The sequence below is a fragment of the Cellulophaga algicola DSM 14237 genome, from assembly GCF_000186265.1.
GTDB classification, from domain to species: domain Bacteria; phylum Bacteroidota; class Bacteroidia; order Flavobacteriales; family Flavobacteriaceae; genus Cellulophaga; species Cellulophaga algicola.
In genome coordinates this window covers 1660201-1684137 of the sequence record NC_014934.1, presented here as the reverse complement: position 1 = coordinate 1684137, position 23937 = coordinate 1660201, and the positions used below count along the sequence as shown (strand labels likewise).

Genomic DNA, 23937 nt, shown 5'->3' with positions numbered 1-23937 from the left:
ATTAGTATCGAGAAGCTTTTTAGTTCAGATAAGTTCTCGATACATTTTTCCATACGTTTCACTTCCTGGAAAACACTCGAACTGACAATCTAGTTTTCTAATGAACTTGTTTTTTCAAGGACAGTTGTTGAAATTCAATGGCAGTTGTTGAATTCCTGTTGTCACTTCGAGTGAATTATTTTGTAGCGGTAGCGGAGAAATCATTAGTATCGAGAAGCTTTTTAGTTTGCAGGAGTTCTCGTACTGAGTACTTAAATTATTTATGATGAGCTTGTTTTTTCAAGGACAGTTGTTGAATTTCAAGGACAGTTGTTGAATTCCTGTTGTCACTTCGAGTGAATGATTTTGTAGCGATAGCGAAGAAATCATTAGTATCGAGAAGCTTTTTAGTTTGCAGGAGTTCTCTATACATTTTCCATACGTTTCACTTCCTAAAAAACACTCGAACTGACATGCTAGTTTTTTAATGAGCTTGTTTTTTCATGAACGGTTGTTGAAATTCAATAACAGTTGTTGAATTCCTGTCGTCACTTCGAGTGAATGATTTTGTAGCGTCAGCGGAGAAATCATTAGTATCGAGAAGGGTTTTAGTTCGGATAAGTTCTCGATACATTTTTCCATACGTTTCACTTCCTAAAAAACACTCGAACTGACAATCTAGTTTTCTAATGAGCTTGTTTTTTCATGAACAGTTGTTGAATTCCTGTTGTCACTTCGAGTAAATGATTTAATAGCAATAGCGAAGAAATCATTAGTATCGAGAAGCTTTTTAGTTGAGATAAGTTCTCTATACATTTTTCCATACGTTTCACTTCCTAAAAAACACTCGAACTGACAATCTAGTTTTCTAATGAGCTTGTTTTTTTCATGAACAGTTGTTGAAATTCAATGACAGTTGTTGAATTCCTGTTGTCACTTCGAGTGAATGATTTTGTAGCGGTAGCGGAGAAATCATTAGTATCGAGAAGCTTTTTAGTTTGTATGAGTTTTCTAATGAGCTTGTTTTTTCAATGATAGTTGATGAATTCGTATTGTCACTTCGAGTGAATGATTTTGTAGCGGTAGCGAAGAAATCATTAGTATCGAGAAGCTTTTTAGTTCGCAGGAGTTCTCGTACTGAGTACTTAAATTATTTTTGATGAGCTTGTTTTTTCAAGGACAGTTGTTGAAATTCAATGGCAGTTGTTGAATTTCTGTCGTCACTTCGAGTGAATGATTTTGTAGCGGTAGCGGAGAAATCATTAGTATTCAGAAGCTTTTTAGTTTGCAGGAGTTCTCGTACTGAGTACTTAAATTATTTTTGATGAACTTGTTTTTTCAAGGACAGTTGTTGATTTTCAATGACAGTTGTTGAATTCCTGTTGTCACTTCGAGTGAATGATTTTGTAGCGATAGCGAAGAAATCATTAGTATCGAGAAGCTTTTTAGTTTGTATGAGTTTTCTAATGAGCTTGTTTTTTCAAGTACGGTTGTTGAATTCCTGTTGTCACTTCGAGTGAATGATTTAGTAGCGGTAGCGGAGAAATCATTAGTATCGAGAAGGGTTTTAGTTCGGATAAGTTCTCGATACATTTTTCCATACGTTTCACTTCCTGAAAAACACTCGAACTGACAATCTAGTTTTCTAATGAGCTTGTTTTTTCAAGGACGGTTGTTGAATTTTCGGTTTTTCATCAAGTACAAATTCAAGGACAGTTGTTGAATTCCTGTTGTCACTTCGAGTGAATTATTTTGTAGTGATAGCGGAGAAGTCATTAGTATCGAGAAGTTTTTTAGTTTGTATGAGTTCTCGATACATTTTTCATTGCGTTTCTCTTCATGAAAAACACTCGAACTGACAATCTAGTTTTTTGATAATCTTGTTTTTTCAATGACAGTTGTTGAATTTTCGGTTTTTCATCAAGTACAAATTCAATGACAGTTGTTGAATTCCTGTTGTCACTTCGAGTGAATAATTTTGAAGTGGTAGCGAAGAAATTATTAGTATCGAGAAGCTTTTAGCTAGCAGGAGTTCTCTATACATTTTTCATTGCGTTTCTCTTCATGAAAAACACTCGAACTGACAATCTAGTTTTTTGATAATCTTGTTTTTTCAAGGACAGTTGTTGAATTTGTAATGTCACTTCGAGTGAATGATTTTGTAGTGATAGCGAAGAAATTATTAGTATAGAGAAGCTTTTTAGTTCGTATGTGTTCTCTAATGAGGTTGATCAATTCAAGGACGGTTGTTGATTTTCAATGACCGTCCTTGAATTCGTGTTGTCACTTCGAGTGAATGATTTTGTAGCGGTAGCGAAGAAATTATTAGTATCGAGAAGCTTTTTAGTTTGCAGGAGTTATCGATACATTTTTCCATACGTTTCCCCTCCTGAAAAACACTCGAACTGACGGTGTAGTTTATGTTTGAATATTTCATGAACCGTTGTTGATTAATTCAAGGACAGTTGTTGAATTCTTGTTGTCACTTCGAGTGAATGATTTAGTAGCGGTAGCGGAGAAATCATTAGTATCGAGAAGTGTTGATAACTTCAAAAAGTTCTCGATACCCTTCTCCTGCTGGTCGTAGCACTCGAACGGACAGTTTGTTTATGTTTTAGTAATTCAACAACCGTTGTTGATTTTTCGGTTTTTCATCAAATACAAATTCAAGGACAGTTGTTAAATTCGTGTTGTCACTTCGAGTGAATAATTTTGAAGTGGTAGCGAAGAAATTATTAGTATCGAGAAGCTTTTTAGTTCGCAGGAGTTCTCTAATGAGATTGATCAATTCAATGACAGTTGTTGAATTCCTGTTGTCACTTCGAGTGAATGATTTTGCAGCGGTAGCGGAGAAGTCATTAGTATCGAGAAGCTTTTTAGTTCGTATGTGTTCTCTAATGAGGTTGATCAATTCAAGGACAGTTGTTGATTTTCAATGACAGTTGTTGAATTCCTGTTGTCACTTCGAGTGAATAATTTTGAAGTGGTAGCGAAGAAATTATTAGTATCGAGAAGGGTTTTAGTTCGGATAAGTTCTCGATACATTTTTCCATACGTTTCACTTCCTAAAAAACACTCGAACTGACAATCTAGTTTTTTGATAAGCTTGTTTTTTCAATGACAGTTGTTGAATTCCTGTTGTACTTCGAGTGAATTATTTTGTAGCGGTAGCGGAGAAGTCATTAATATAGAGAAGCTTTTTAGTTCAAATAAGTTCTCGATACATTTTTCATTGCGTTTCTCTTCATGAAAAACACTCGAACTGACAATCTAGTTTTTTTCAATGACAGTTGTTTAATTTTCGGTTTTTCATCAAGTACAAATTCAAGGACAGTTGTTGAATTCCTGTTGTCACTTCTAGTGAATGATTTTGTAGGGATAGCGGAGAAATCATTAGTATCGAGAAGCTTTTAGTTTGTATGAGTTCTCTAATGAGGTTGATCATTTCAATGACAGTTGTTGAAATTCAATGACGGTTGTTGAAATCGAGTAATTTTAAAACTATTTTTTTTAATTTTATATACGGTTGCTAGCGCTGTAGGAGTAGGTATTCACAAAAAAAGCGCCCATAAGGCGCTTTTTCAATTATAGTTTAATCGGTTCTTTATTTGCTAGATTAATATCTTCTAACATATCTTCTGTAAATTTATAATGCCCTTTAGTCGTAATAATCCTAAACCGGTCAGATTTCATACGGCTAATCGTATCTAAAAACAACCATTTGGTCTTTAGTAACCTTGGCTTTTTAGATTTTAAACTAATATCAAAAAAGTATTTTCTACCATTTTTAATCGCAACAATATCTGGGGTTATTTTAGAATCATGCCCTTTCCTGGTGTATGATTTTGGAGTCTCGTAACCTTCAATATCAGCTTTAATGTGCTCAAATCCGGTAGCCTGCAAATGAGTTACCGATTTCTCAATTAAGTTCTTGTTTTCTAGTTTTTCCGATTCGATCATAATCTTGAAAGTACGCTTTATATTAGTCAATTCAAAATAAAATACATTGATTAACAGTATGTTAAGTTTTAAAAACTACTAAAATGAATATTATACTATAGCGTTAAGTTCTTGTTAGGAATACAGATTAACTAAAAAAATAGTCTTAATTTTAGGGCATACCGCTACTATCAAATTTGCGTCCATGAAAAAAATCACTTTTATTCTTTCTTTTTCCTTTCTACTAATTACTTTGTTTTCTTGTTCTGATGATGATAAAAACGATACTGTTTTAGTGGATGATATCGCAGCTATACGATCAGAATACGCCCCTGATAAACGGGTAGCCCTTTTTGATGTTTCTGCTTATAGAATAAAAAATAACTATACCCTGTATGGGGAAAGTAACCTTCCTGATGCCGTAACGGCTTTAAGAGAACGTTTAACCGAAGAGGGGATTAAATATACAGATAATATAAAATTATTACCGGAAGAAGATCTAAAAGATAAACACTTTGGACTAGTAACTATATCTGTAGCCAATTTAAGAAGCAATCCTAAACATTCGGCAGAATTAGGCACACAAGCAACTTTAGGTACACCTGTAAAAATAATTAAGAAAGAGGGTTCCTGGTCTTTGATTCAAACACCAGACCAGTATTTATCATGGGTAGATGATGGCGGAATTGTAGCTATGAATGCAGCCGATTATCAACATTGGAAAGATGCACAAAAGATGATCTATACTAAGATTAGTGGAAATACGTATACCATGCCAGATGAAACCTCGCAAGTAGTTTCTGATATTGTTGCAGGCGGAATTCTAGAACTACTAGTAACGGATGAGGATGAAGAAAGTGATTTTTTTATGGTAAAATACCCAGATGGGCGAGAAGCTTACGTTGCTAAAACCGAAGCTAGTTGGTACACAGAATGGTTGGCAACTGCAGAACCAAACCAAGAAAATTTAGTAGCTACGTCCAAACAATTAATGGGCTTACCGTATTTATGGGGAGGTACTTCTACGAAAGGAGTAGATTGTAGTGGCTTTACAAAAACTATCTATTTTTTAAACGGGATGATTATTCCACGTGATGCATCGCAACAAGTACATACGGGGGAATTGATTGATACCAAAGAAAATTTTAAAAAACTCCTTCCTGGAGATTTATTGTTTTTTGGAAAGCCAGCTACGGATGATAAAACTGAAAAAGTAGTACATGTAGGCATGTGGATTGGTAACAATGAATTTATACATTCCTCAGGGCAGGTACATATTAGCAGTATGGATAGCAATGCAGCTAATTATGATGAAGCCAATCATGATCGTTTTTTACGAGCAAAACGTATCGCTAAAAGTTCGGTAGGGGCACTTGTAAATTTAAAGGAGACGCCTATTTTTAATGATTAAATATATTTAAGTAATACCCATAAAAAAAGGTCCTACAGCAACGTTGTAGGACCTTTTTAAATTGTAATAGAAACTTATTCGTTTTCTTTCTCAATCACTTGGTGTGTTTTTAACCACTCTTCTCCTTTGGCATCTAAAAAGAAATCCATCCATACATAGTACATAACTTTTTCTTTTTCTACGGTAACCGAATGGCTAGATCCTAGCGGAATGTGTAATAATGCATATTCATTTAAAGGGGTACTTTCATCATCTGCATAAACCACTACGTCATTTTCAGAAAGGCCTAAAAATAATTGTTCTAACATCGGGTGCTCATGCGGGTCTACTTTATCTGGTCCTGTTGTTTGTACCGTTCCCATGGCAATTCTAGGAATTATCTTATTAGGCATAATAGTTCTACTCACCGTATTTGGACTTTTTATAGGCTCTGTATACGGCTCACAATCCGTAAACTTCTTATAATATACGTGCTGTGTATTCTCTTTAGGAAACGTTTCTAAATCTATAAGATCTTGTTTGCTTAGTTTGCTAGCAATTCTCAAATAATGAAGCGTATCATTTGCTGTTGTTTTTAGCTGAATCTCTTCTACAGCATTAGGTAATAAAATAGTTTCAGGTACAATCGCATAATCTGTGCCTTCAGCCGTTACCGTACCATTCCCTTTAAAAAACAGGTAGATTAATTTATTCCCATCTTCTGTAGCATCAAGAATTGTATTTTTTCCTGTTAATGCAATATGTTCTACATGGATGCCTTTAATTTCATCGGCTAATATGGTTTTAGCGTATTGCTGACTGTATAGTGGTAAATCTGTGCTTAGATTTTCTACCGGAATTTCTTGAGCATTCAGGCTCATCATTGTGGTTACTAAAAACACGCCTAGTACCACTGGAAAACTTTTTCTCATCATTTTCAAAATTAGGACGATAATATACAAACTTAAAAGACTGCTGAACTTTTTAAAACATACTTTTTAGGCAATTAGACCATTTTTTAACTTAATTTCTATTTTTAGGTAGTTCTATAAGAAATCAGTTACAGAGAAAAAGAGGGGTGTAAACCTTTTAATAAGGGTAATAATCAATCACCTCTAAGGCATCATCTACTAAATTAATATAGTTGTAATGCAATTTATCATTCTTATCAAAACTACCGTTTTTATTAGTGTCTTCAATACTTTTTACATACAAACGGTCTATTTCTGGGATAATTTTCCATTCCAATAATTCATGATTTTTTGGCATTAAACGCTTAAAACTAGAACCGTCTATTTTACTAATGTATAAGGTTTTTATATCCTTGTCATCTAAGGTTCTATCGGCATTGGTATCCGCATCAATCACATCATAAATAAAAAGCTGTTTGCCTGTTCTCTCATACAAATCCCATAAAAAATCTGCTGAGGTAATCCGGATATCTTTATCGGTAAGCGCTACCAATTTATTCGTCCCTATTTCTTTAAATTTTATATTGGTTAAGTTGCCATAGACTTTATGATTATCATAACTAGCAATATTAAAATTAGTTCCAGAAGCATAGCTCCAAGAACCCGATGCTATTTTACGATCCTTAGCATACAATTGCAATGCTCCAATAGGGTGCATTAGAAAGTTAGTACTATCTATTAAAATAGGTAAATCTGCTACGATAACCATAGAGGTGTCTTTTACCAAGGTTTTAGCTTCTTGGTCTGTATATACAACTTTGGGTTTTTTCTCCGTGGTACAAGAGGCTAGAAGTAGTAAAGTGATTAGGGTACTAAAAATAGTTTTCATAAGTGTTGTTTTTTAGATGGATGCTCAAATCTAGATTATTTTATCCTAGCGGAATAGGAGCAACTAGGGAAGTGGTGCTTTCCTTGAGGGAACAGGTTTTTTTTTAGGGTGATGTTGCTATAGTGTTATCCTACAGCCCAGGAAATATAGGTTGATGCTTTGCATTAATGAGGGGTGTTCCTATAGCATGATAAGGTTACCGATTTTTCAGCAACCTTAGAGGTCCTACTACGTATTGAAGATGAGCAACTAAAACTTCCACCAAGGTTTTTTCTTTGGTTTTTCTAGGGTGATTTTTGTCTTTAAAAACTCCAAATATTTAGGATCGTCATCCGCAAATAATTCCTCACCTTCCAAGGCATACGCTCTGGTAAGCTCATCTGCAGCCCTTTCTAAATTCCCGGTTTCTAACTGGCATTGTCCAAGCCTTAAGTGAATAAACGGATTGCCGATGCCATTAGGGCAATGCATGGCATTGCTAAGGTTCTCTACACCCGCCTGAAAATCGGCACCTAAAAAATTAGCATCGCCAATAGCTACCAAGATCCAGGTGGTGGCTTCCCATTCTGTTTTGGGTTCTGGGACCAAATCATAAGCGGCCCAGTAGGCATCAAGGGCATCGCTATAGTTACCCGCTTCTGCCAAGGCATCGCCTTGCTCAGATAATTTTTCTATTTCAAGATGTAGGCTTTCGTCTAGTGTGTTCATTTTTTTAGAGGTATTGTGCTATGTTGTTCCGGTTATTTTAAGTGTTCTTTAAAAAATTCGATAGTTCTATTCCACGATAAATCCGCAGCTTCTTTATCAAACCTTGGCGTTGTATTATTATGAAAACCATGATTTACTTTAGGGTAAATATAAGTTTTGTAGGCAATAGCATGTGCTGTTAAAACCGCTTCATATTCTGGTATTCCTGCATTTACACGTTCATCTAGTTCGCCATACTGTAAGAGTAGGGGTGCTTTAATTTTAGCGGCATCTTCTGCTTCGGGTTGTCTGCCATAATACGGTACTGCAGCACCAAGTTGCGGAATACGTACTGCTAGCATATTGGCAATCCATCCACCAAAACAAAAACCAACCACGCCTATATGGCCATTGCAATCTTTATGGTTTTTTAAATAGGCATAGGCAGCAATAAAATCTTCTAGCATTTCTGCTTGGTTACGCTCTTTTTGCAAGGCTCTACCATCATCATCATTACCTGGATACCCACCAAGCGGTGTTAAGGCATCTGGTGCAAGACTTATAAAATCTGCTACGGCTACGCGCCTGCCTACATCTTCAATATAGGGGTTTAAACCTCTGTTTTCATGCACTACAATAACCCCAGGAAGTTTGGTTTTTATCCCTTTAGGTTTAGAAAGCAATCCTTTTATAGTACCACCACCTTTAGGAGAATCATAGGTGATGTAGTCAGAATCTAAACTAGGATCATTAGGTGCTACCAAGAGGGTGTCTTTATAGTTGGGAGACATAAAGCTTAATAAAGAAGCTACCGTAAGACCGCCCACCGCATAGAGCGATAGTTTTTCTGCAAATTGCCTGCGGTCTAATTTATTGTGCGCATAATCATCATACAGATCAAACACCTCTTGAGAAATAGCCCCTTTTTTCAAATCTTTCATAGCCCTATTATTTGTGAGTAGGAAAGTTAAGAATTTTTTTTTTGCTGTTTTAACATAAGAAGGCCTGCTAAAGAAATGAAAAATGAAACGGTACAACGCTACATTAAAAACCAACTCCTACAGACCACTACCGATGAAATGCATAGGGCTTCGGTAAACGGAAAATAGGACCCTTGTCATTAATCGGAGTTGTTTTACCGCTTGGCTGATATTCCTCAAGATAACGAAAAACAGTGTCGTTGGGCGAATCAGAACCTAGTAAAACAAGAGTTACTGCGTTCTATTAGTGTAACAAATTACAAGACATGAAAACTTTACTTATCACTATCTTTTTAATCTTTACTGGAATCACTGCTCAAGCACAAGAGTCGACTAAAGAAGTGAAAGTAGAAACTACGCCAAAAACTATTGTTACAGAAACGAGCTACGAAACTTCTACAGCACGTTTGTATATGTACAAAAATTCTAGAGTTAAAAAAGAATTGACTTTTACTACAAAAGCAAACAAGACTAAATTGGCTTAATATAAACCACCATTCTATTAGCTAATTTCAATACGTACATTTTTTATCAAGTTCTTCAATAAAAATCATAATAGATAGCCCATTTGTTGGTCTCATCATTTTTTGCAAAGAGTAAACTACCACGATCAATTACATTCAAATTTATTTTATCATCCGAAGTAATTTGAAACATAAATTCAAAGCCTTCTCCAAAGCCATCAGCAATACCAATTCCTGACTGACAGTAGGAGGGGTACCCTCCAAGCTTATGTTCATATTGGTGAAAATCGGCAATGTCATAATAACTATCAATAACACCCTCATTTTCAAGTGTAAGTACCTCATCTTCCATTTCAGGAGATAAGCCTCCGCCATCCCAAATGGGGCAGTCTTTTTCTAATGCTGGTTTTAAAGGAAAAGCTTTAAGAAAGGATTCTGGGTTAGATAAGTCCTTAACCACAATAGCCTCTAAATTTTCATACTCGCGAATAACCCAATGCTGACCCATTTCTTCTAAACGTTCTGGATAGGTAGGTGCGATAAAAACGGTTATTATTTTTGTTTTTGATAGTTTGGAAGGAACAAAAGGTAAGGTAGGCAAGTAGAACTGTGCTAAGGGAAACATTAAATCCCCATGTACATCAAGAGGGATGCTTTCCGCTTCCGTATAAACCGTTACTTTTCCTATCCAACTTTCTTCAAGAGTATGTTTAGGTCTAAAACCGCCCGCTTTAAAGATGGTGGCTTCTTTAAAAATTTTACTTTTTACTTCTTCTGGGGTCAATTTTTTTTATTTTTTCAATTACAATAAATAGCTTTTCTCCATCCTACCGATTTGAAAAATCGGCATGCCTATACCTTGTTTAGCAACCGTAGGACAAGGTAATGTTTACGTATTTAATTTCTGTAGTACCATTGCTATGGTGTAACACGATCTTTAAAAGAGCATCAGCTATAAAATGGACTAATGGCCTTCCTTGGTAGCTCATCGTAGCTGTAGTGCCTCCCATTTCTCCTGGGTAATGCACCAGCGTATCCTTTAGTTTTAAATTTACCTCTCTAGAGGTTTCAACTTTTTCATACGCTATTTTCGGGAAAAGAGCCATATTTCTGGTGAGCGGTAGTTCTTTGTAAGGGCCATACCCCTCCCAAGCATACTTTTCTTTTGATTTTGTGGCATCAAAATTATATTCCCAGATAGATTCTTTAAACGTATAGAACAATGCTATGCTAGTCGTACTTTCTTTAGGTTCAATATATAGTAATCTATCGCCTAAATCATTAAATACATCTTCAGATACAAACACGGTATCTTGCTTTACTATAGGAGAAGTTTCAGAGCCAGTCTCCGTTTCATAAAAATAAAAACTGAGATCAAAACTGTCAAATTTTAAGGTGGTGTTTGCTGTGGTAAGCGCATCAGAAGGGTTGTAAGGCTTACTTTCATTTTTTAATAAATACCCACTAAAGACATAACCGGTTAAGATGGGTTTGGTGTCCCAAGAATTACGCATTGTTTTTACTTTAAACCAGTTTCCGTTTACAGGCACGCCATTATCTACAAGCGATAAATAGGAGCCTGTATCTTCTAATAATACTACATATTCTCCGGGAGGAAATTTCCCTATTTTTTCCCCGCTAGTGGAAGGTTCACTCCTAACGCTAAGGCCATTTTTAGCAGCAACCGTATAAATGGTACTTTCTTTTGCTTGCTGTTGCGGCCATAGCTTAGCATGCGCACTTAGCATAAGAACAACGAGTAGTAGGTAGTGGTTTTTCATATAAGGGAAATTAAAAATTTGATGCCTTTTGTGCGCTTAAAAATACGAAGCATACACTTGCCATTTGGTGTTCTTTTTTTCAATAATTTGTAGGATCATATAATCCCTATGTTTGCTATGTTTTCCGTCTGCACTAGGTTTAGAAAGCATCACCATCAGGTACCTATCTTTTGTAAAGACTAGGGCAGGGTTAAAACTTTTAGAAAACAGTAGCATTGTCTTTTTTATAAGATCACTAGCGTTTACATAGCCATTAGCAATAGCATCTTGAGTAAAAATATAGGTATTAAAATCAGCATAAAAATCTTCAGAAGTCATCCCGTATAATTTCCGCATTCTAGGAGATGTTATCGCATTAGGATCTTTTTTATAGGATCTTTTTTGTTTTTTGGCCCATTTTATTCTTTCTTTCATATCAATAGTTTCTCCTAAAAACAGCAGTAGGTACTCCTCTGAAAAAGAGGCGTAGTACTTTTTCATTTGAAACTCTTTTACATGTATTAATTGCTTTTTGCCAAAAGCTTCTATCTCGCTGATGGTTTCAGTGCTAAGTTCTTGGGCGCTTCCTATGCTAGTTAAAAGGCAAAGAAAGGCTAGGAGTACGGTTTTCATAAGAGGTTTGTTTAGGGTAATGCCTGGTGCTTTTTAGCGCATCATAAGATACAGTTTTCTGCTTTTACTTAAAACGGAAGAGCAACAAGAAAGCAATAAACCCTAAAAAGTAAAGCGCAAGGCCTAGATAGAGTTCTAAAAGGTGTTGCTTAGCTTCTTCTTTACGTCCATGCACTTTTAAGAATGCGATGTACCTAAAATGCTTGTTATAGGCAAAGCCTGTTAAAATAGGGCTCCATGGTTTTTGTTCTAAAGCAGTGTTAACATCTGTATGAGCAGCGGCATATTTTTGTGCCAATCGCTCTTGTTCATACCCTGATAATTTACGCGAGGCATATTCTTTTTTGAGTGCTGCCAGCGTACGGGTATCAATAGCCGGGTTTTGTAGCAATTGGTAGAGCTGGTAGTTATCTAAAAGGGCTATTTTATGGGGTTCCATGATTTTAAAACGGAGTCTTCTGCTTGTAATTGTTTAGTAGCTACAAGTTCTAATAAAAAAAATGGTTGCCTCTCTAAAAACTGCTGCCTAAGAATAGTTGCTGGTTTCTGGTGCTTGTAAACAGATAGGTCTACTTCTGTGTTTTATTCTACGATGGGGACTATTTCTATAGGTATTGGCGGTGGAGGTGGCGGAAGTTGCCTGTTATAATCAAATATGACTTTTAGTAGTAAACTTTCTTTTTCTTCGCTATTCACCTCATCAAATACTCTGGTGAGCAGTATTAAAGAATGCTTTAATTCCTTTGCCGTCTTGTTTGTATCAAGCGTAATTTCAATGGCGGCTCGTTCTGGAGAATCTGCATACTGATACGCTTTTCCATTATTGGTATAGTGTCTTTTTAAGATCCATTTCAATTCGCTTATAGGATATCCCTTGTCTACAAGTATAGAATCTGAAGTGATACTTAATATGTTTTTTGATGGATAGAGTCCGTAATCACGAACAGACGGCATTATTTTTTTTACCAATGCGCTATCTTTAAAGCTAACTATAGTTGTTATTCCTGTAGTCTGATTTTTACTAAGCCAATCTGTAATGGCTTTAAAATTCATCGTAGAATGGTCTAAATCTAGAAGCTTCGTGGCCTCTTCTTCTTGAAGTGCGTGAGGTGAGTAATACCGTTTCTCTGTTGGTTGGTTTGCACAACTGATAAGCAGGAACAATTTTCCTACAAATAGGATCTGTTTAAGATGTTTGCGAGAGGCAAAGTCAGTTGAGGTAAGATTCATAGTTTTCTTCTCTAAAGCCCTTTTATAAATCTACTTGTACACATTTGGGTATATGCAGACCATACTTTTTAAGCCTTTAAGTCCGTATTAGCTAAAGACCATGTGCTTTAGAATTCTTTTTCGAACGCTCTTTTTAATTCCCTTTTTTCAAGATAGAGATAACAATTTTCAACAGGTCCTGCATTGGTTATCGCAATATAGGTTTGGCCAAATTGCTTTTCTCTTTCGGCTCTTATATCTTATGCATTAACTATTTTTTTTGCAATGGGGTCAATGATAACATCAAATTCCTCTTTTGAAATAGTTGGGTTCTCAGTAAAGATCTTATATATTTTTTCTGAAATGGTTTGTGTCCCTAAGCCTATCATTTCAATAGGCTTTTCTTTTCCTTCATTCATTTTCAGCAAATCAAAATAGGCTATTTGTGCAATTTCATCACCTTTAGCATTGAGGTTTACAATGTCAAAATCGCGATCAAGATTTTCATTTTTCGAATCAGGTTTTAAGATTATAATATTATTAAACACATTCAGAACCTCATATTTTTTAAGACCTATAGTAAATTTTTTGCCTATATCTTTTGGGGTGATTACTACTTTGTCATACCCAGAAGGAAAGCTTGCCTGTAATTTTACCGTCCCAGAAATACCAAGAGTATCTTTTTTAGATTCAATCTCGAAAGCGCTTTTAATGGTTCTGTAGTTGTATGAAAACGCTTGACCATTTTTGATTCCTGAATTAGATATAGAACCAAAATTAGTTCGTGCGTTTTCTTTTAGACGTATGGGGTTTTTATTTACATCAAATAAGGTATAGGCCACTAATTCTATAGTAAAGATGTCATCAAGATTTTCAATACCTTCTACTTTAGAGCTAAAGACCACATTAATTTCCTCAAAATGACCTTTCTCTACAGCAATAGACCCATTAGAAATTATAGTATCTAAACCCGTAGCCAAATTTTCCATATTGCTATTGGATAATTTTTCCCAAGGGGCCATGTAATCCTCTTTTATTTTATAGGGAAGCGCTCTTGTTTTAAAGAGATCATGCCCCATACCATAGGTTACTTTTTTAATAAACTCTAGTTGCTTTAAAGCGGTGGAATCTATTTCTTGCGCAATAACTGTTTGAGAAATACCAATGGATAAGGCTAAAAAAGAGAGGAGGAGTTGTTTGGTCATTTTTTTTTGAATGTTGGTGCTAACTATGGATTAGCTGCAATTTAAAAATTAGTACCTAACCAATACTCATTTAGTTGTCTTTTTTATTGAAAAGCCTAGAACATATTTCGTTTAGTGTCGCCTCTTCCGTGAGTTTAAAAATGTCTAATACATAAGGAATACTCTCAGCGTTCCAAGCATATTTTGTCAAATTTTGGTTGTATTTTTTCAACAGTTCTTCTAAACTTCTTTCATTAATAACACCACCAATTTCTTTTTCTAAGAGTTCTAAAAACTGAGACACCGTGTCTATGGATACAGGCCAATTTTCTTCTGCTTCTAGTAGTTTCTTTACAATTTGTTGATCCGTTTCGTTCTGAAAGTTGTGCGCTTCCAAATGGTCAAAGAAATCGTTGAGGTTCTTAGTCATTTAATTTTAAATAACGACCATCCGTAAAAGTAATAAACTGAACACCTCTAGTGACGGAGAATACGATGTTTTCAATACTGCTATTTTCCCTGCAGTCTTGAAATACGTATACATTTTCAAAATCAAAATCATGTTTGGAATAGGTGGTAACTTGCGCTTCTAATGGCATATCAACTACAGCTTTGCATGATAACTGAAAACTGCTTTGATAATAGGTATCCATAGACGTTAGTGTATTTATACCAAATGCCCTATCTATATCTGCTGTTACGCTAATGTCTAGGGTAAGATCTATAGCAGAAAAAGTTAGTGTGCTACTTACTTCTTCTATTTCTGTAATGCGGCAACTATCTGGCCCATCTCTTCTAGCGTCTATAATGCTTATTCTGGGAGTACTGAGCGCTAGTACTTCTACACCATTGTTATCTGTAAAAAGTTGCTCTTGGCTGGTTGTATAGGGTATTATGGCCTTGTCATAGTTGTTTAAGGTATAGGTGTTTTCAATAACGTCTTTACAGCAGCCGCTTATTAGAAATATTAATATAAAGCTTAATGGGTAGCGTTTCATGTGCTTGGTTTTAGCTTTTTAAGTTTATTTCTTTGTAATAATTTTTAGCAGAAAGCAGTTCTATACCAAAAAATGTAAAGGTGATTAAAAGAACAGAAATTTTAGGCATTCAATTTATCATGTAGTAGTTAAGTGACGAAGTTAACATTTATAAATTGAATAGAAAATAGTTTCTAGTTTTGATAACTAAAAGGTTAGAAACACATTATAAAAGCTATATAATCCTAATTTTTGAGTCTATGAGCCTAGAATAATAGTGTCCCAGATTATAGAAGAATTTGTTTTTTTTTACCTCAGTTCTTTGTTAGGCGTTCGTTGTTTTATTTCCTTCCACATAATTTATCAATTCACTTTACATTTCTCTGCAAAAGAAAAAAGTAAGTTAAAATCATTCTTTGCTTTTGTAGAGTTTGGAATTGGTGGATTTAAACCCATTGCTTATTCATGCACCCAGTTTGAGGATTGTGTCATTCCTTCATTTATCATTGCAATTAATTCTTGAAGGTGATTTTTTTACTTTAAAGATGGATATTAACGACTTTATAATCCACTTAAAAAATAGATAATTAGAAATTAAATCAAGATCAGTTCTAGAGTACTATTTTTAAAGGTATCTTAATTCATTATTTTAGATAATCAAGCCCTTTTTGAGTTAATATGTAATGCACATTATTTTTATCTTTTTCTATGTATCCATAATCATTGCTCAATAAGTCAATAAGTATACTTGAATTAACGACGTCTTTGTATTTGAAGTCGTCATTCTTTTTTACATATAAAAGAGCTTTGGACTCTATTGTTGATAAATTAAATCTAGGGTCTTTAAACTCTAGAAAAAATAATTTAGCATGCTTTCTTAATTCCTCGGAAGATATCACCATGATTTTATTTGTTTTGCAACGTATACGTGTATAGAAAGTTAGGTGTTTATGTGCAAGGAATACCAATAAGGAAATTCAGATACAATATAACAAGCAATAATCCCTATTTAATTTTAAAACCTATAATTTTTTAAAAATTTTTATAAGCACCAACTTTTAAATAAATATTTTCGTATTCTTTCTCAGTTTTAATTTTAAATTTTTTCATTACAATATCTCGGATTGCATCATCGTCCATTCCAATATACTTTTCATCCATCATTTCGTTGTAAATTTCTAATTCTCTTTTTGTGGGCAAATCCTCTTTTTTAATATTGCCAACTTTTTCTTTGATGATTATATCAAATCGATAATTCGTTCGAACATTTTTTAGAGCTATTTCAGGTGTTACATTACCTATTTTTGCATCGGGCGCCCATAGTAATTTCCCAAATGTATAACCAGTTCCAATATCCTTTTTATCATCATAAGCAAATATTAGAATTTCATCAATGTCAGTATTTTTTTCTGTTTCCTCATGAACGATGGATTTAAGAGTATTTTCAAGATTCTCTTTTGAAATATCGAATGGCACGACAATAGACATTGTCAATCCGATGAAGTTTGGTAAGACTTCTAGTTCTTGAGTAGAATAGTCAGATAATTTTTCTGTCAAAGCTTTTAGGTTTGAAAATTCAGTATTCTCAACCGTGAAGTTTGCTATTTTTGTAGCGTCGAAATCTATTTTGTACTTCGGTTTAGCTTTCATAGGTTTTTCTAGTATTTTATCCGTTACAATCTCAGTTTCATTTTTTGTAATTGGTTCTTTACCTTCTTTACAACTTAATAAAATTAGAACAGGTAAAATCCAAAGGGTTTTATTCATAATTTACTTTTTATAATGTGTTTTCTGATATTTTCAAATTGCTGCTAATGGTAAGTATTTGATAAGTAAGAGATTTAGAAGCACCGAACATTTCATTGAATACAAAGGTTAATACTAATTAATGGCTTATATTTTAGCACTAAATCACCTTTTTTTTTATACATGGTTAAGCACATTTATTTATTCCTCTTTATTTGTCAAATGACATTAAATCGGAGTCTTTACCCTCGTATATCGTATAATACGTATATTCATCAGCTCCTTTATACCACCTGTAGCGCGATTGGTTAAATCTAAACATTTTTAAAACTTCATTTACCTGTTCTTGAAATTCCTGTTTATTTTTGTTAGCTGCGAAAACTCCTCCCGAAAAATTTATATATCGATTCCCTCTGCTGCTTGAAGTTACGTCAATATCATTTTCCCATATTTTTTTGGCAATTATTTTTGCATATTCTTTTCTTAAGATTGGAAATTCTCTCACTTGTAATTTTACAACTTTAGATTTTAATTGGGTGGCAAGATTCTTAATTCCTGTGTCATCTGAATTTTCTCCTTCTGCGATTGTTTTTGCCCAAGAAGTAAATAATATTATAGAGGTCAGTAGTTAATTACTTATTAATTCAGCTTGATTGATTTTATCATTATTGACCATTTTAACAATAAGATTATTGAATATTGTAGCTTTACTTTGAGATCTGTTTATTCTAAAACAAAATTCATTGAAATATCTATTTAAATTATTGTCACTAACCCAAGAATAAGTTGTTCTTATCCAAGATTTAACCTGATGTATCATTGTATGAAGCGCTTTAAAATTTAACCCTCCATTACTTTCTATTTGTGTGATGTCGTAAGCCTTTGCAATAGGACTATAGCCTCTCCATTTATCTGTAGTAATCTTTGCGTTTCGGCTGATATGGTTGACAAAAATATATTGTAAGGATTGTGCTGAAAAATCATCTATTTTCATAGCATACATTCTTTTTACCTTTCCATCTTCTGTAAGCTGAACAGCTGTAACCGCCTTCTTTTTCTTAGCATTGTAGCTTCTGCCAACTTTTGTTTCTTCTCTGCCCCCTAAAACAAATTCATCTACATGAACAACTCCGTCCATAGGATTATTCCCACTCGAAGACATAGCTTCTCTGACCTTAAGCATAAAAAGTCTAGCTGTTTTTTCTGTTACTCCGTAACGTACTCCCATATAACTTGCAGATAAGCTTTTCGTGCTTGTAGCCATCTCAAAACAAATAAAAAATGCTTTGCGAACACCAAACTTTACCTTGTGAAATAATGTATCTGCTGTTGCGGATTCTGTATGTCTACAAATATTACATTGCCTAGAGAAATCAGCACGTGTTTGACAGGCTATATGATTGCATCTAGAACATTTAAAAGGGGTTTTAGACTTAATATTTGCTAAATATTCTTTGCAATCATTGTCCGTTTTGAAGCAATCAGAGAACTCTAGAAGATTTTGACCCTTGAAAATATCCATAATTTAATATATTTACTGAGTATCAAGATACGAAGTTAGCTACTGACCTCTATAATATTAATTCTATTTGAAGAGATTCGATATTTTCTCTGTAGCTTGAAAAGTCAATACCATCCGAAATAGATTTTAATTCACGGTTAAGTTGCTCTTTTTGCTTTATTTTTTCTTCCTCCTTTGTTTTTGCTATTTCCGCATTTTTGTTCAACAATTTTTTTTCTTCTGTTAGTTTGATTAAACTGTCCGTTTTTTTAAGAATTTGTTGAGCTTCTTGATACATAGAATTGTCTTCTTTTATCTTTTTAAGATCCGTCATTGCATTTTCATATTGCCCCTTCTCAATATATTTATTTGCAGATTCGATATTGGATTTAGCCATTTCATCTTTATCTGTTGTCACGATTGAAATAATTACCATGCCAATAAATCCGATAATGTAAAATCCCAACACCTTAAGTCTTGTCGGTTTTTTTGACCATCTTAAAATTATGGAAGGTTTAATAAGTCCTACGATTAAAGCAATGAAAAGTGCGAAAGCTGAAAAGCCAAAAAAAGCGTTCATATTTGGTTTGTTTTGGTTAGTGTTTTTTTTAAAGTTTGCTAACTTACGAATATGCGCAAGTTTGTATTTAAAATTTATCTAGGGGGAGAGTTTTAATTTCTTACAAGTACTAAAGTATTTTAAATACAAATAGCTATTCTGCGGTTTTCCACAGAAACGGGTTATTTTCTTTATAATAGTTTATTTAATCGTTGAAATACACATATTAGCACTACGTAATCGGGTATTTTCAATACTAGAACAGTTTTAAGAGCTAATGATACGTATGAGGATTATTAGGTAATAAGCTATAGGAGCTAAGCTTGGGGTTGAGCGCTGCGAGTGTAATGCCTGGTATTTTTATAAGTTTTGGGTACCTGTTCATTTTTTTCTTGATAAAAAAACGAACCAAACCTGCCTGCCGGCAGGCGGGAAAATCAAGGCTTGACCCTTCGGATATAGTTCACCTCCTTATTCGCTAAATCAAATGAACTCGCTATCGCTCAAACAGCATTTGATTCTTAACGCTCTTTTCGGTGGAACTAATAATCCTGCCAGGCCTACTGACTTTGCAATTTACCGTGCAGCTTAAACCTATTGTAGGGAATGTGTGGGAACGGTGGAGCTAAGCGTAGTGCGGAGGCAAGGAAACTTTTCGTTTCCGTCTGCCGACGTAGCTAAAGCTTATTGTTTTGTTTTTTCTTTTTTTGTTCCAAAGCTAAATCCATAAGATTTAGCGGCTTCATAAATATACGCAGACCATTCCTTTTAAACCCTAAAGTCCGCATTACGTATAGGTTGTGTTAGCAAACGTTATTTTACACTACTATGGTTTTGAATATAGATGTTTTTGACAATTCCATTTTGTGCGTAAAATTTTCGAAAGCTCTTATTGGGTCAATTTTATCATATTTTAAATTCGAGAATTTTTCTCTATCCAATTCAATGGAGTATATATAATCATCTTTAGTATTCCCGTCTTTTTTGTCTACTCTTTGAGTGTATGCTGATATTTTGATGAACTCAATACCTGCTGAAGCCATAAATGAAATTCCAGATACTAATAAGCCAAGTCCAGTTACACATTTTGCATACTCTTCCCTTTGTTGCTTTTCAGTTTTGTTTTTTACAGACAATTTACCTGATTGTAAAATTGAAGCTGTTTCTTTTGGTAAATGCTCAATCTCTGGCAAATCCAAATCGACTAAAAAAGTTTTGGTTTTAAAATCATAATCGTAATCAATAAAAAACTCTGGTTTTATGTCAATTTCTTTTAGGATTGTTTCAAAGTTGGCTAAAACAAAGTTTTCTGTTGCATCTAAATTTGCTTGTAGATTTTCCTTTTCTTGTTCAAATGCTTTCAGGTAATTTGCGTTATTATCTATTTCTTTAGCTTGTTCAGATTTTTCAAAATTTACTTTTTTTATTTCCCAATCCTTAATGCTTTTTCTTAATCTTAAGTCTAAATTGTTTTTAACAAATTCGTTTCTGCTACTCTTATTTTTCCAAAAAAGAACAGAATTAAATTTGATTTTAGCTTCGCTAATTAGCTTTTGTTCAATGGAAGATTCTGACGGCTTTAGAATCTCGAATTTTTGCTTGTCATATCTTCTAAGATTTAATTTATTAAGTTTAGATTGAACGTTTTTTTTTGTTATTGGTTTTATTATGTGTTTAAACAAATCTGTAAATTCAGCGGTTTCTTCAATAATTAAATCGTGATATTTAAGATATATTTTCTTTAAGTTTTCTTTGTATTCGACGGTCCTTTTTAATTTGGTAATGTACTCTTGTGAAGTGATGTTTTTACCATTGTTGTCATAGATTTGAACTTCAGGTTCATAATTTTCATTTAAATCTAATTTAACACCGACTTGAGTTTTTGATACATAATTTTTGGTATTCAAGTTTTTTCCAGAACTTGATATTTTTGTTCTGTTATAAAGTCCTGTTCCTGGTATTCCTGTATTTAGATACGCACCGCTTTTTCCAATATTTACACTTGCACCTTTTGGTCCAAAAGTTGTACTAATTCCAGATTTCGAAAGATTTATGTTTAATCCCGGTGCTAGTTTAATCCTATTTCTATATCGCATTTTACTGTCTGGTTCTTGGTTTCTTTATAATGTTTGCTAACATGCGGATATACGCAAGTATGTATTTAAAATTTATCTGTTGGGGGGAGAGTTGTAATTTCTTACAGCCACTAAAGTAGATTAAAAACAAATTGCTATTCTGCGGTTTTCCACAGAAGCGGTGTATTTTCTTTATAATAGGTTGTTTAATCGTTGAAATACACATATTAGCACTACGTAATCGGGTATTTTCAAAACTAGAACGGTTATAAGAGCTAATGATATGTATGTGGATAATTAGGTAATAATCTTTAGGATCTAAGCCTAGAGTTGAGCGCTACGAGTGTAGGGCTTGGAGTTTATTTTTATAAGTTTTGGGTACCTATTCATTTTTTTCTTGATAAAAAAACGAACCAAACCTGCCTGCCGGCAGGCGGGAAAATCAAGGCTTGACCCTTCGGATATAGTTCACATCCTTATTCGCTAAATCAAATGAACTCGCTATCGCTCAAACAGCATTTGATTTTTAACGCTCTTTTCGGTGGAACTAATAATCCTGCCAGGGATCTAGGCCAACCTACTGATTTTGCAATTTACTGTGCAGCTTAAACCTATTGTAAGCAATGTGTGGAAGCGTAGCGTGTAAAAAGATACTACATTTTGGGTTTATCGCAGAGTCAATTTTTTATATTTTGATTTAACTTCTCAGTTTAAAAGCTTAATTAATAACTTGGTGGTCTCAGCAAATAAAATACAAACCTTTCGGTTTAGCACTTAATTAGTAATGTTTTATCCAATAAAAATGGGATTTATTAAAATCAACTTACCATTTTTAAATTCAAGTTCTGCTCCACTTGTATTTTCAGATTCAGAATAATACTCACTAGGATATTCAAATGCGTCATCATTTTTCATCAAATCAGAATGTTTCATAGGTTCTGTTACCATTATTGTCACAGAATTACCTTTGATATATATTCCTTGTGAAGAAATTGAAAAACCATTATCAATCAATATTTCAAACTTTGCCTGTCCTTTATGCCAATTTATATTGCTTGTATCAATAGAATTAAGAACAGTTTCTATAGCATTTAATAAGGCTGTACCAAAAGACTTGTCATCATTTTCTACAACTCCATTTAGAAACGTGTTTATGAAAGAAACATCGTTCTCATTTATTGCGGTTTTTAATTTTTCTAATTCAGAAATTAATAATGTTCTATTTTTTTTAATTGTTTCTTCTTTCGTTTTGAAGATGTCAACATTGTGTTGTTCTGTGAGGTTTAATTTTATTTCCTTTATTGGATTTTTATAATTTGGCTTATACCAATTATAATCAGAGAAATAATCTTCTAGCCTTTGATTTTTGAAAGAATAATTATGTTTTGCAAAAATTTCATTTCTCAATAATTGAAGCTCAAATAATTCATTATTTATTATATCCAATTCAGAGTATTTGACTGAAGAACACTCAGAACAATTTTCTAATTTTTGAGCGTTAGAAACGATGGATAAGAATAATATGAATAGGATTGGTATTTTTTTTGTCATAATAACTTGTAACGGCTGGGCTAAGCGTAGTGCGGAGGCAAGGAAACCTTTTCGTTTCCGTCTGAGCACGAAGCAAAAGCTTTTTGTTTTGTGATATTTTTTTTTCATCAGAGCAAAATCCTAAAGATTTTGCGGACACATAAATATACACAAACCATTGGTTTCAAAACCAAAACCCGCATTACTTATAGGTGTTGTTGTGGTGTCGTTATTTTTTTAGGCAGACATTGGATTGACCTGAATTTGTCCTCCAATCGCTTTCAAAACTTTCATAATCGTAGCGAATTGAGGTTTAGAACCATCTGATAACGCTTTGTACAAACTCGGTCTACTTAATCCAGTTTCTTCAGATATCTTGGTCATTCCAATCGCTTTTGCAATGTGTCCAATTGCATTGATCACATCTGCATTATCTCCTTCTTCTAAAACAGTATTGAGGTACTCTGCAATCATTTCTTTGCTGTCCAAATAATCCGCTATGTCAAATTTTGAAGTTCCCATTTTTTCTATTTATTTAATTTGTTCCAGATTTCTTTCGCTTTTTTTATGTCTTGTTGTTGGGTCGACTTATCTCCACCAATTAGTAGAACAATTATTTTTCCATCTTTTTCTTTGAAGTAAACTCTGTAACCTTTGGCAAAATTTACTCTTAATTCCCTAATTCCGTCTCCAACAGATTTACAATCTCCAAAATGTTCGTCGCTCTCAAGTTTCTGAATCCTAAACAGAATCTTTGCCTTGCCTTTCAAGTCTTTTAACTTTCTAAGCCACTTATCAAATTCGATTGTTTTCTCAATAAAGAACATAAAACTGTATCTACTTGGATACAAATTTAAGATATTAATTTTAATTTGATGTGAATTTTTGGAATTTTTCGTTCGAGTGAGATAATGCACCACAACGTATGGATATACGCAAGTTTTCAGTTCATAATTGTGGGGAAAAGCGTTGCAATCGCTTTTAGCTACTAAAGTAAAATAAAAAGAATTGGCTATGCAACTGTTTTTCGAAGAAGCGGTACATATAATGAATAATTCGTTGTTTAGTCATTAAAATATACGCTGCAGGACTAAATAAGCGGGTATTTTCAATACTAAAACGGTTTTAAGAGATAATGATACGTATGTGGATAATAGGTAACAACCTATAGGATCTAAGCCTAGAGTTGAGCGCTACGAGTGTAGGGCTTGGAGTTTATTTTTATAAGTTTTGGGTACCTGTTCATTTTTTTCTTGATACAAAAACGAACCAAACCTGCCTGCCGGCAGGCGGTAAAATCAAGGCTTGACCCTTCGGATATAGTTCACATCCTTATGCGCTAAATCAAATGAACTCGCTATCGCTCAAACAGCATTTGATTCTTAACGCTCTTTTCGGTGGAACTAATAATCCTGCCAGGGATCTAGGCCAACCTACTGATTTTGCAATTTACCGAGCAGCTTAAACCTATTGTAAGTTATGTGTGGGAACGTTTTAGCAATGAACAGTAAGGGAGCAAATTAG

At 34.0% G+C, this 23937-nt stretch carries 24 protein-coding genes; 2 read left to right on the top strand and 22 right to left on the bottom strand.

All coding sequences use genetic code 11. From position 1 onward, the window contains the following. Positions 1-3564: 3564 nt before the first annotated feature. Complete coding sequence (locus CELAL_RS07295) at positions 3565-3939, bottom strand: hypothetical protein (protein ID WP_013550260.1); 375 nt, start codon at positions 3937-3939, stop codon at positions 3565-3567. Positions 3940-4123: 184 nt separating this feature from the next. Here CELAL_RS07295 and CELAL_RS07290 point away from each other — a divergent pair, with 184 nt between their 5' ends. Beyond that, positions 4124-5329 carry a C40 family peptidase gene (locus tag CELAL_RS07290; protein WP_041557601.1) on the top strand — a complete coding sequence of 402 codons (1206 nt, stop codon included), beginning with the start codon at positions 4124-4126 and terminating at the stop codon, positions 5327-5329. A gap of 74 nt (positions 5330-5403) precedes the next feature. On the opposite strand, the gene CELAL_RS07285 is transcribed toward CELAL_RS07290, so the two are convergent. The 4 genes from CELAL_RS07285 to CELAL_RS07270 form a co-directional block, all read right to left on the bottom strand. Next, entirely contained in the window at positions 5404-6243 is an 840-nt protein-coding gene (locus CELAL_RS07285) for a cupin domain-containing protein (protein WP_245529683.1), read from the bottom strand. A gap of 154 nt (positions 6244-6397) precedes the next feature. Next, a complete protein-coding gene (locus CELAL_RS07280) occupies positions 6398-7108 on the bottom strand; it encodes a hypothetical protein (RefSeq protein WP_013550257.1) in 711 nt (236 codons plus the stop codon). A 249-nt stretch (positions 7109-7357) separates the two neighbouring features. Further along, positions 7358-7816, bottom strand: coding sequence for a tetratricopeptide repeat protein (locus CELAL_RS07275; RefSeq protein WP_013550256.1), 459 nt, complete (start codon positions 7814-7816; stop codon positions 7358-7360). Between the two features lie 32 nt (positions 7817-7848). Next, the gene (locus tag CELAL_RS07270; RefSeq protein ID WP_013550255.1) at positions 7849-8736 is read right to left on the bottom strand and encodes a dienelactone hydrolase family protein; all 888 of its coding nucleotides are present in this window, start codon (positions 8734-8736) and stop codon (positions 7849-7851) included. Between the two features lie 305 nt (positions 8737-9041). Between CELAL_RS07270 and CELAL_RS07265 the strand changes: the two genes are divergently transcribed. After that, the gene (locus CELAL_RS07265) at positions 9042-9260 is read left to right on the top strand and encodes a hypothetical protein (RefSeq protein WP_013550254.1); all 219 of its coding nucleotides are present in this window, start codon (positions 9042-9044) and stop codon (positions 9258-9260) included. Between the two features lie 55 nt (positions 9261-9315). Here the strand turns inward: CELAL_RS07265 and CELAL_RS07260 are convergent, their stop codons facing one another. The 17 genes from CELAL_RS07260 to CELAL_RS07180 form a co-directional block, all read right to left on the bottom strand. After that, entirely contained in the window at positions 9316-10023 is a 708-nt protein-coding gene (locus CELAL_RS07260; RefSeq protein WP_013550253.1) for a DUF1963 domain-containing protein, read from the bottom strand. A 79-nt stretch (positions 10024-10102) separates the two neighbouring features. Then, the gene (locus CELAL_RS07255; protein WP_013550252.1) at positions 10103-11020 is read right to left on the bottom strand and encodes an SH3 domain-containing protein; all 918 of its coding nucleotides are present in this window, start codon (positions 11018-11020) and stop codon (positions 10103-10105) included. Between the two features lie 36 nt (positions 11021-11056). After that, positions 11057-11632 (bottom strand): hypothetical protein, encoded by a 576-nt coding sequence (locus tag CELAL_RS07250; protein ID WP_013550251.1) that lies wholly within the window; start codon positions 11630-11632, stop codon positions 11057-11059. 64 nt (positions 11633-11696) lie between these two features. Beyond that, positions 11697-12071 carry a hypothetical protein gene (locus CELAL_RS07245; protein WP_013550250.1) on the bottom strand — a complete coding sequence of 125 codons (375 nt, stop codon included), beginning with the start codon at positions 12069-12071 and terminating at the stop codon, positions 11697-11699. Between the two features lie 143 nt (positions 12072-12214). Beyond that, positions 12215-12862 (bottom strand): hypothetical protein, encoded by a 648-nt coding sequence (locus CELAL_RS07240; protein WP_013550249.1) that lies wholly within the window; start codon positions 12860-12862, stop codon positions 12215-12217. A gap of 239 nt (positions 12863-13101) precedes the next feature. Next, a complete protein-coding gene (locus CELAL_RS07235) occupies positions 13102-14046 on the bottom strand; it encodes a hypothetical protein (protein ID WP_013550248.1) in 945 nt (314 codons plus the stop codon). 70 nt (positions 14047-14116) lie between these two features. After that, on the bottom strand, positions 14117-14455 hold the full coding sequence (locus CELAL_RS07230) for a hypothetical protein (protein ID WP_013550247.1): 339 nt from the start codon (positions 14453-14455) through the stop codon (positions 14117-14119). Then, a complete protein-coding gene (locus tag CELAL_RS07225) occupies positions 14448-15023 on the bottom strand; it encodes a hypothetical protein (RefSeq protein WP_013550246.1) in 576 nt (191 codons plus the stop codon). The genes CELAL_RS07230 and CELAL_RS07225 overlap by 8 nt, the downstream gene beginning before the upstream one ends. A 623-nt stretch (positions 15024-15646) precedes the next feature. Further along, positions 15647-15904: a hypothetical protein gene (locus CELAL_RS07220; RefSeq protein WP_013550245.1), complete on the bottom strand. Its 258-nt coding sequence runs from the start codon at positions 15902-15904 to the stop codon at positions 15647-15649. Positions 15905-16034: 130 nt separating this feature from the next. Then, positions 16035-16769, bottom strand: a complete 735-nt coding sequence (locus tag CELAL_RS07215) for a hypothetical protein (protein ID WP_013550244.1) — start codon at positions 16767-16769, stop codon at positions 16035-16037. 190 nt (positions 16770-16959) lie between these two features. Next, complete coding sequence (locus CELAL_RS07210) at positions 16960-17253, bottom strand: hypothetical protein (RefSeq protein ID WP_013550243.1); 294 nt, start codon at positions 17251-17253, stop codon at positions 16960-16962. A 123-nt stretch (positions 17254-17376) separates the two neighbouring features. After that, positions 17377-18270, bottom strand: coding sequence for an IS1595-like element ISCal1 family transposase (locus tag CELAL_RS07205; protein ID WP_013548995.1), 894 nt, complete (start codon positions 18268-18270; stop codon positions 17377-17379). 49 nt (positions 18271-18319) lie between these two features. Next, complete coding sequence (locus tag CELAL_RS21415; RefSeq protein WP_013550242.1) at positions 18320-18829, bottom strand: hypothetical protein; 510 nt, start codon at positions 18827-18829, stop codon at positions 18320-18322. 797 nt (positions 18830-19626) lie between these two features. Continuing rightward, positions 19627-20904: a DUF4236 domain-containing protein gene (locus CELAL_RS21840; protein ID WP_013550241.1), complete on the bottom strand. Its 1278-nt coding sequence runs from the start codon at positions 20902-20904 to the stop codon at positions 19627-19629. A 768-nt stretch (positions 20905-21672) separates the two neighbouring features. After that, positions 21673-22542 carry a YARHG domain-containing protein gene (locus CELAL_RS07190; RefSeq protein ID WP_083807785.1) on the bottom strand — a complete coding sequence of 290 codons (870 nt, stop codon included), beginning with the start codon at positions 22540-22542 and terminating at the stop codon, positions 21673-21675. Between the two features lie 108 nt (positions 22543-22650). Next, positions 22651-22935 carry an addiction module antidote protein gene (locus tag CELAL_RS07185; protein WP_013550239.1) on the bottom strand — a complete coding sequence of 95 codons (285 nt, stop codon included), beginning with the start codon at positions 22933-22935 and terminating at the stop codon, positions 22651-22653. A 5-nt stretch (positions 22936-22940) separates the two neighbouring features. Further along, on the bottom strand, positions 22941-23240 hold the full coding sequence (locus CELAL_RS07180; protein ID WP_013550238.1) for a type II toxin-antitoxin system RelE/ParE family toxin: 300 nt from the start codon (positions 23238-23240) through the stop codon (positions 22941-22943). Between the last annotated feature and the right edge of the window lie 697 nt (positions 23241-23937).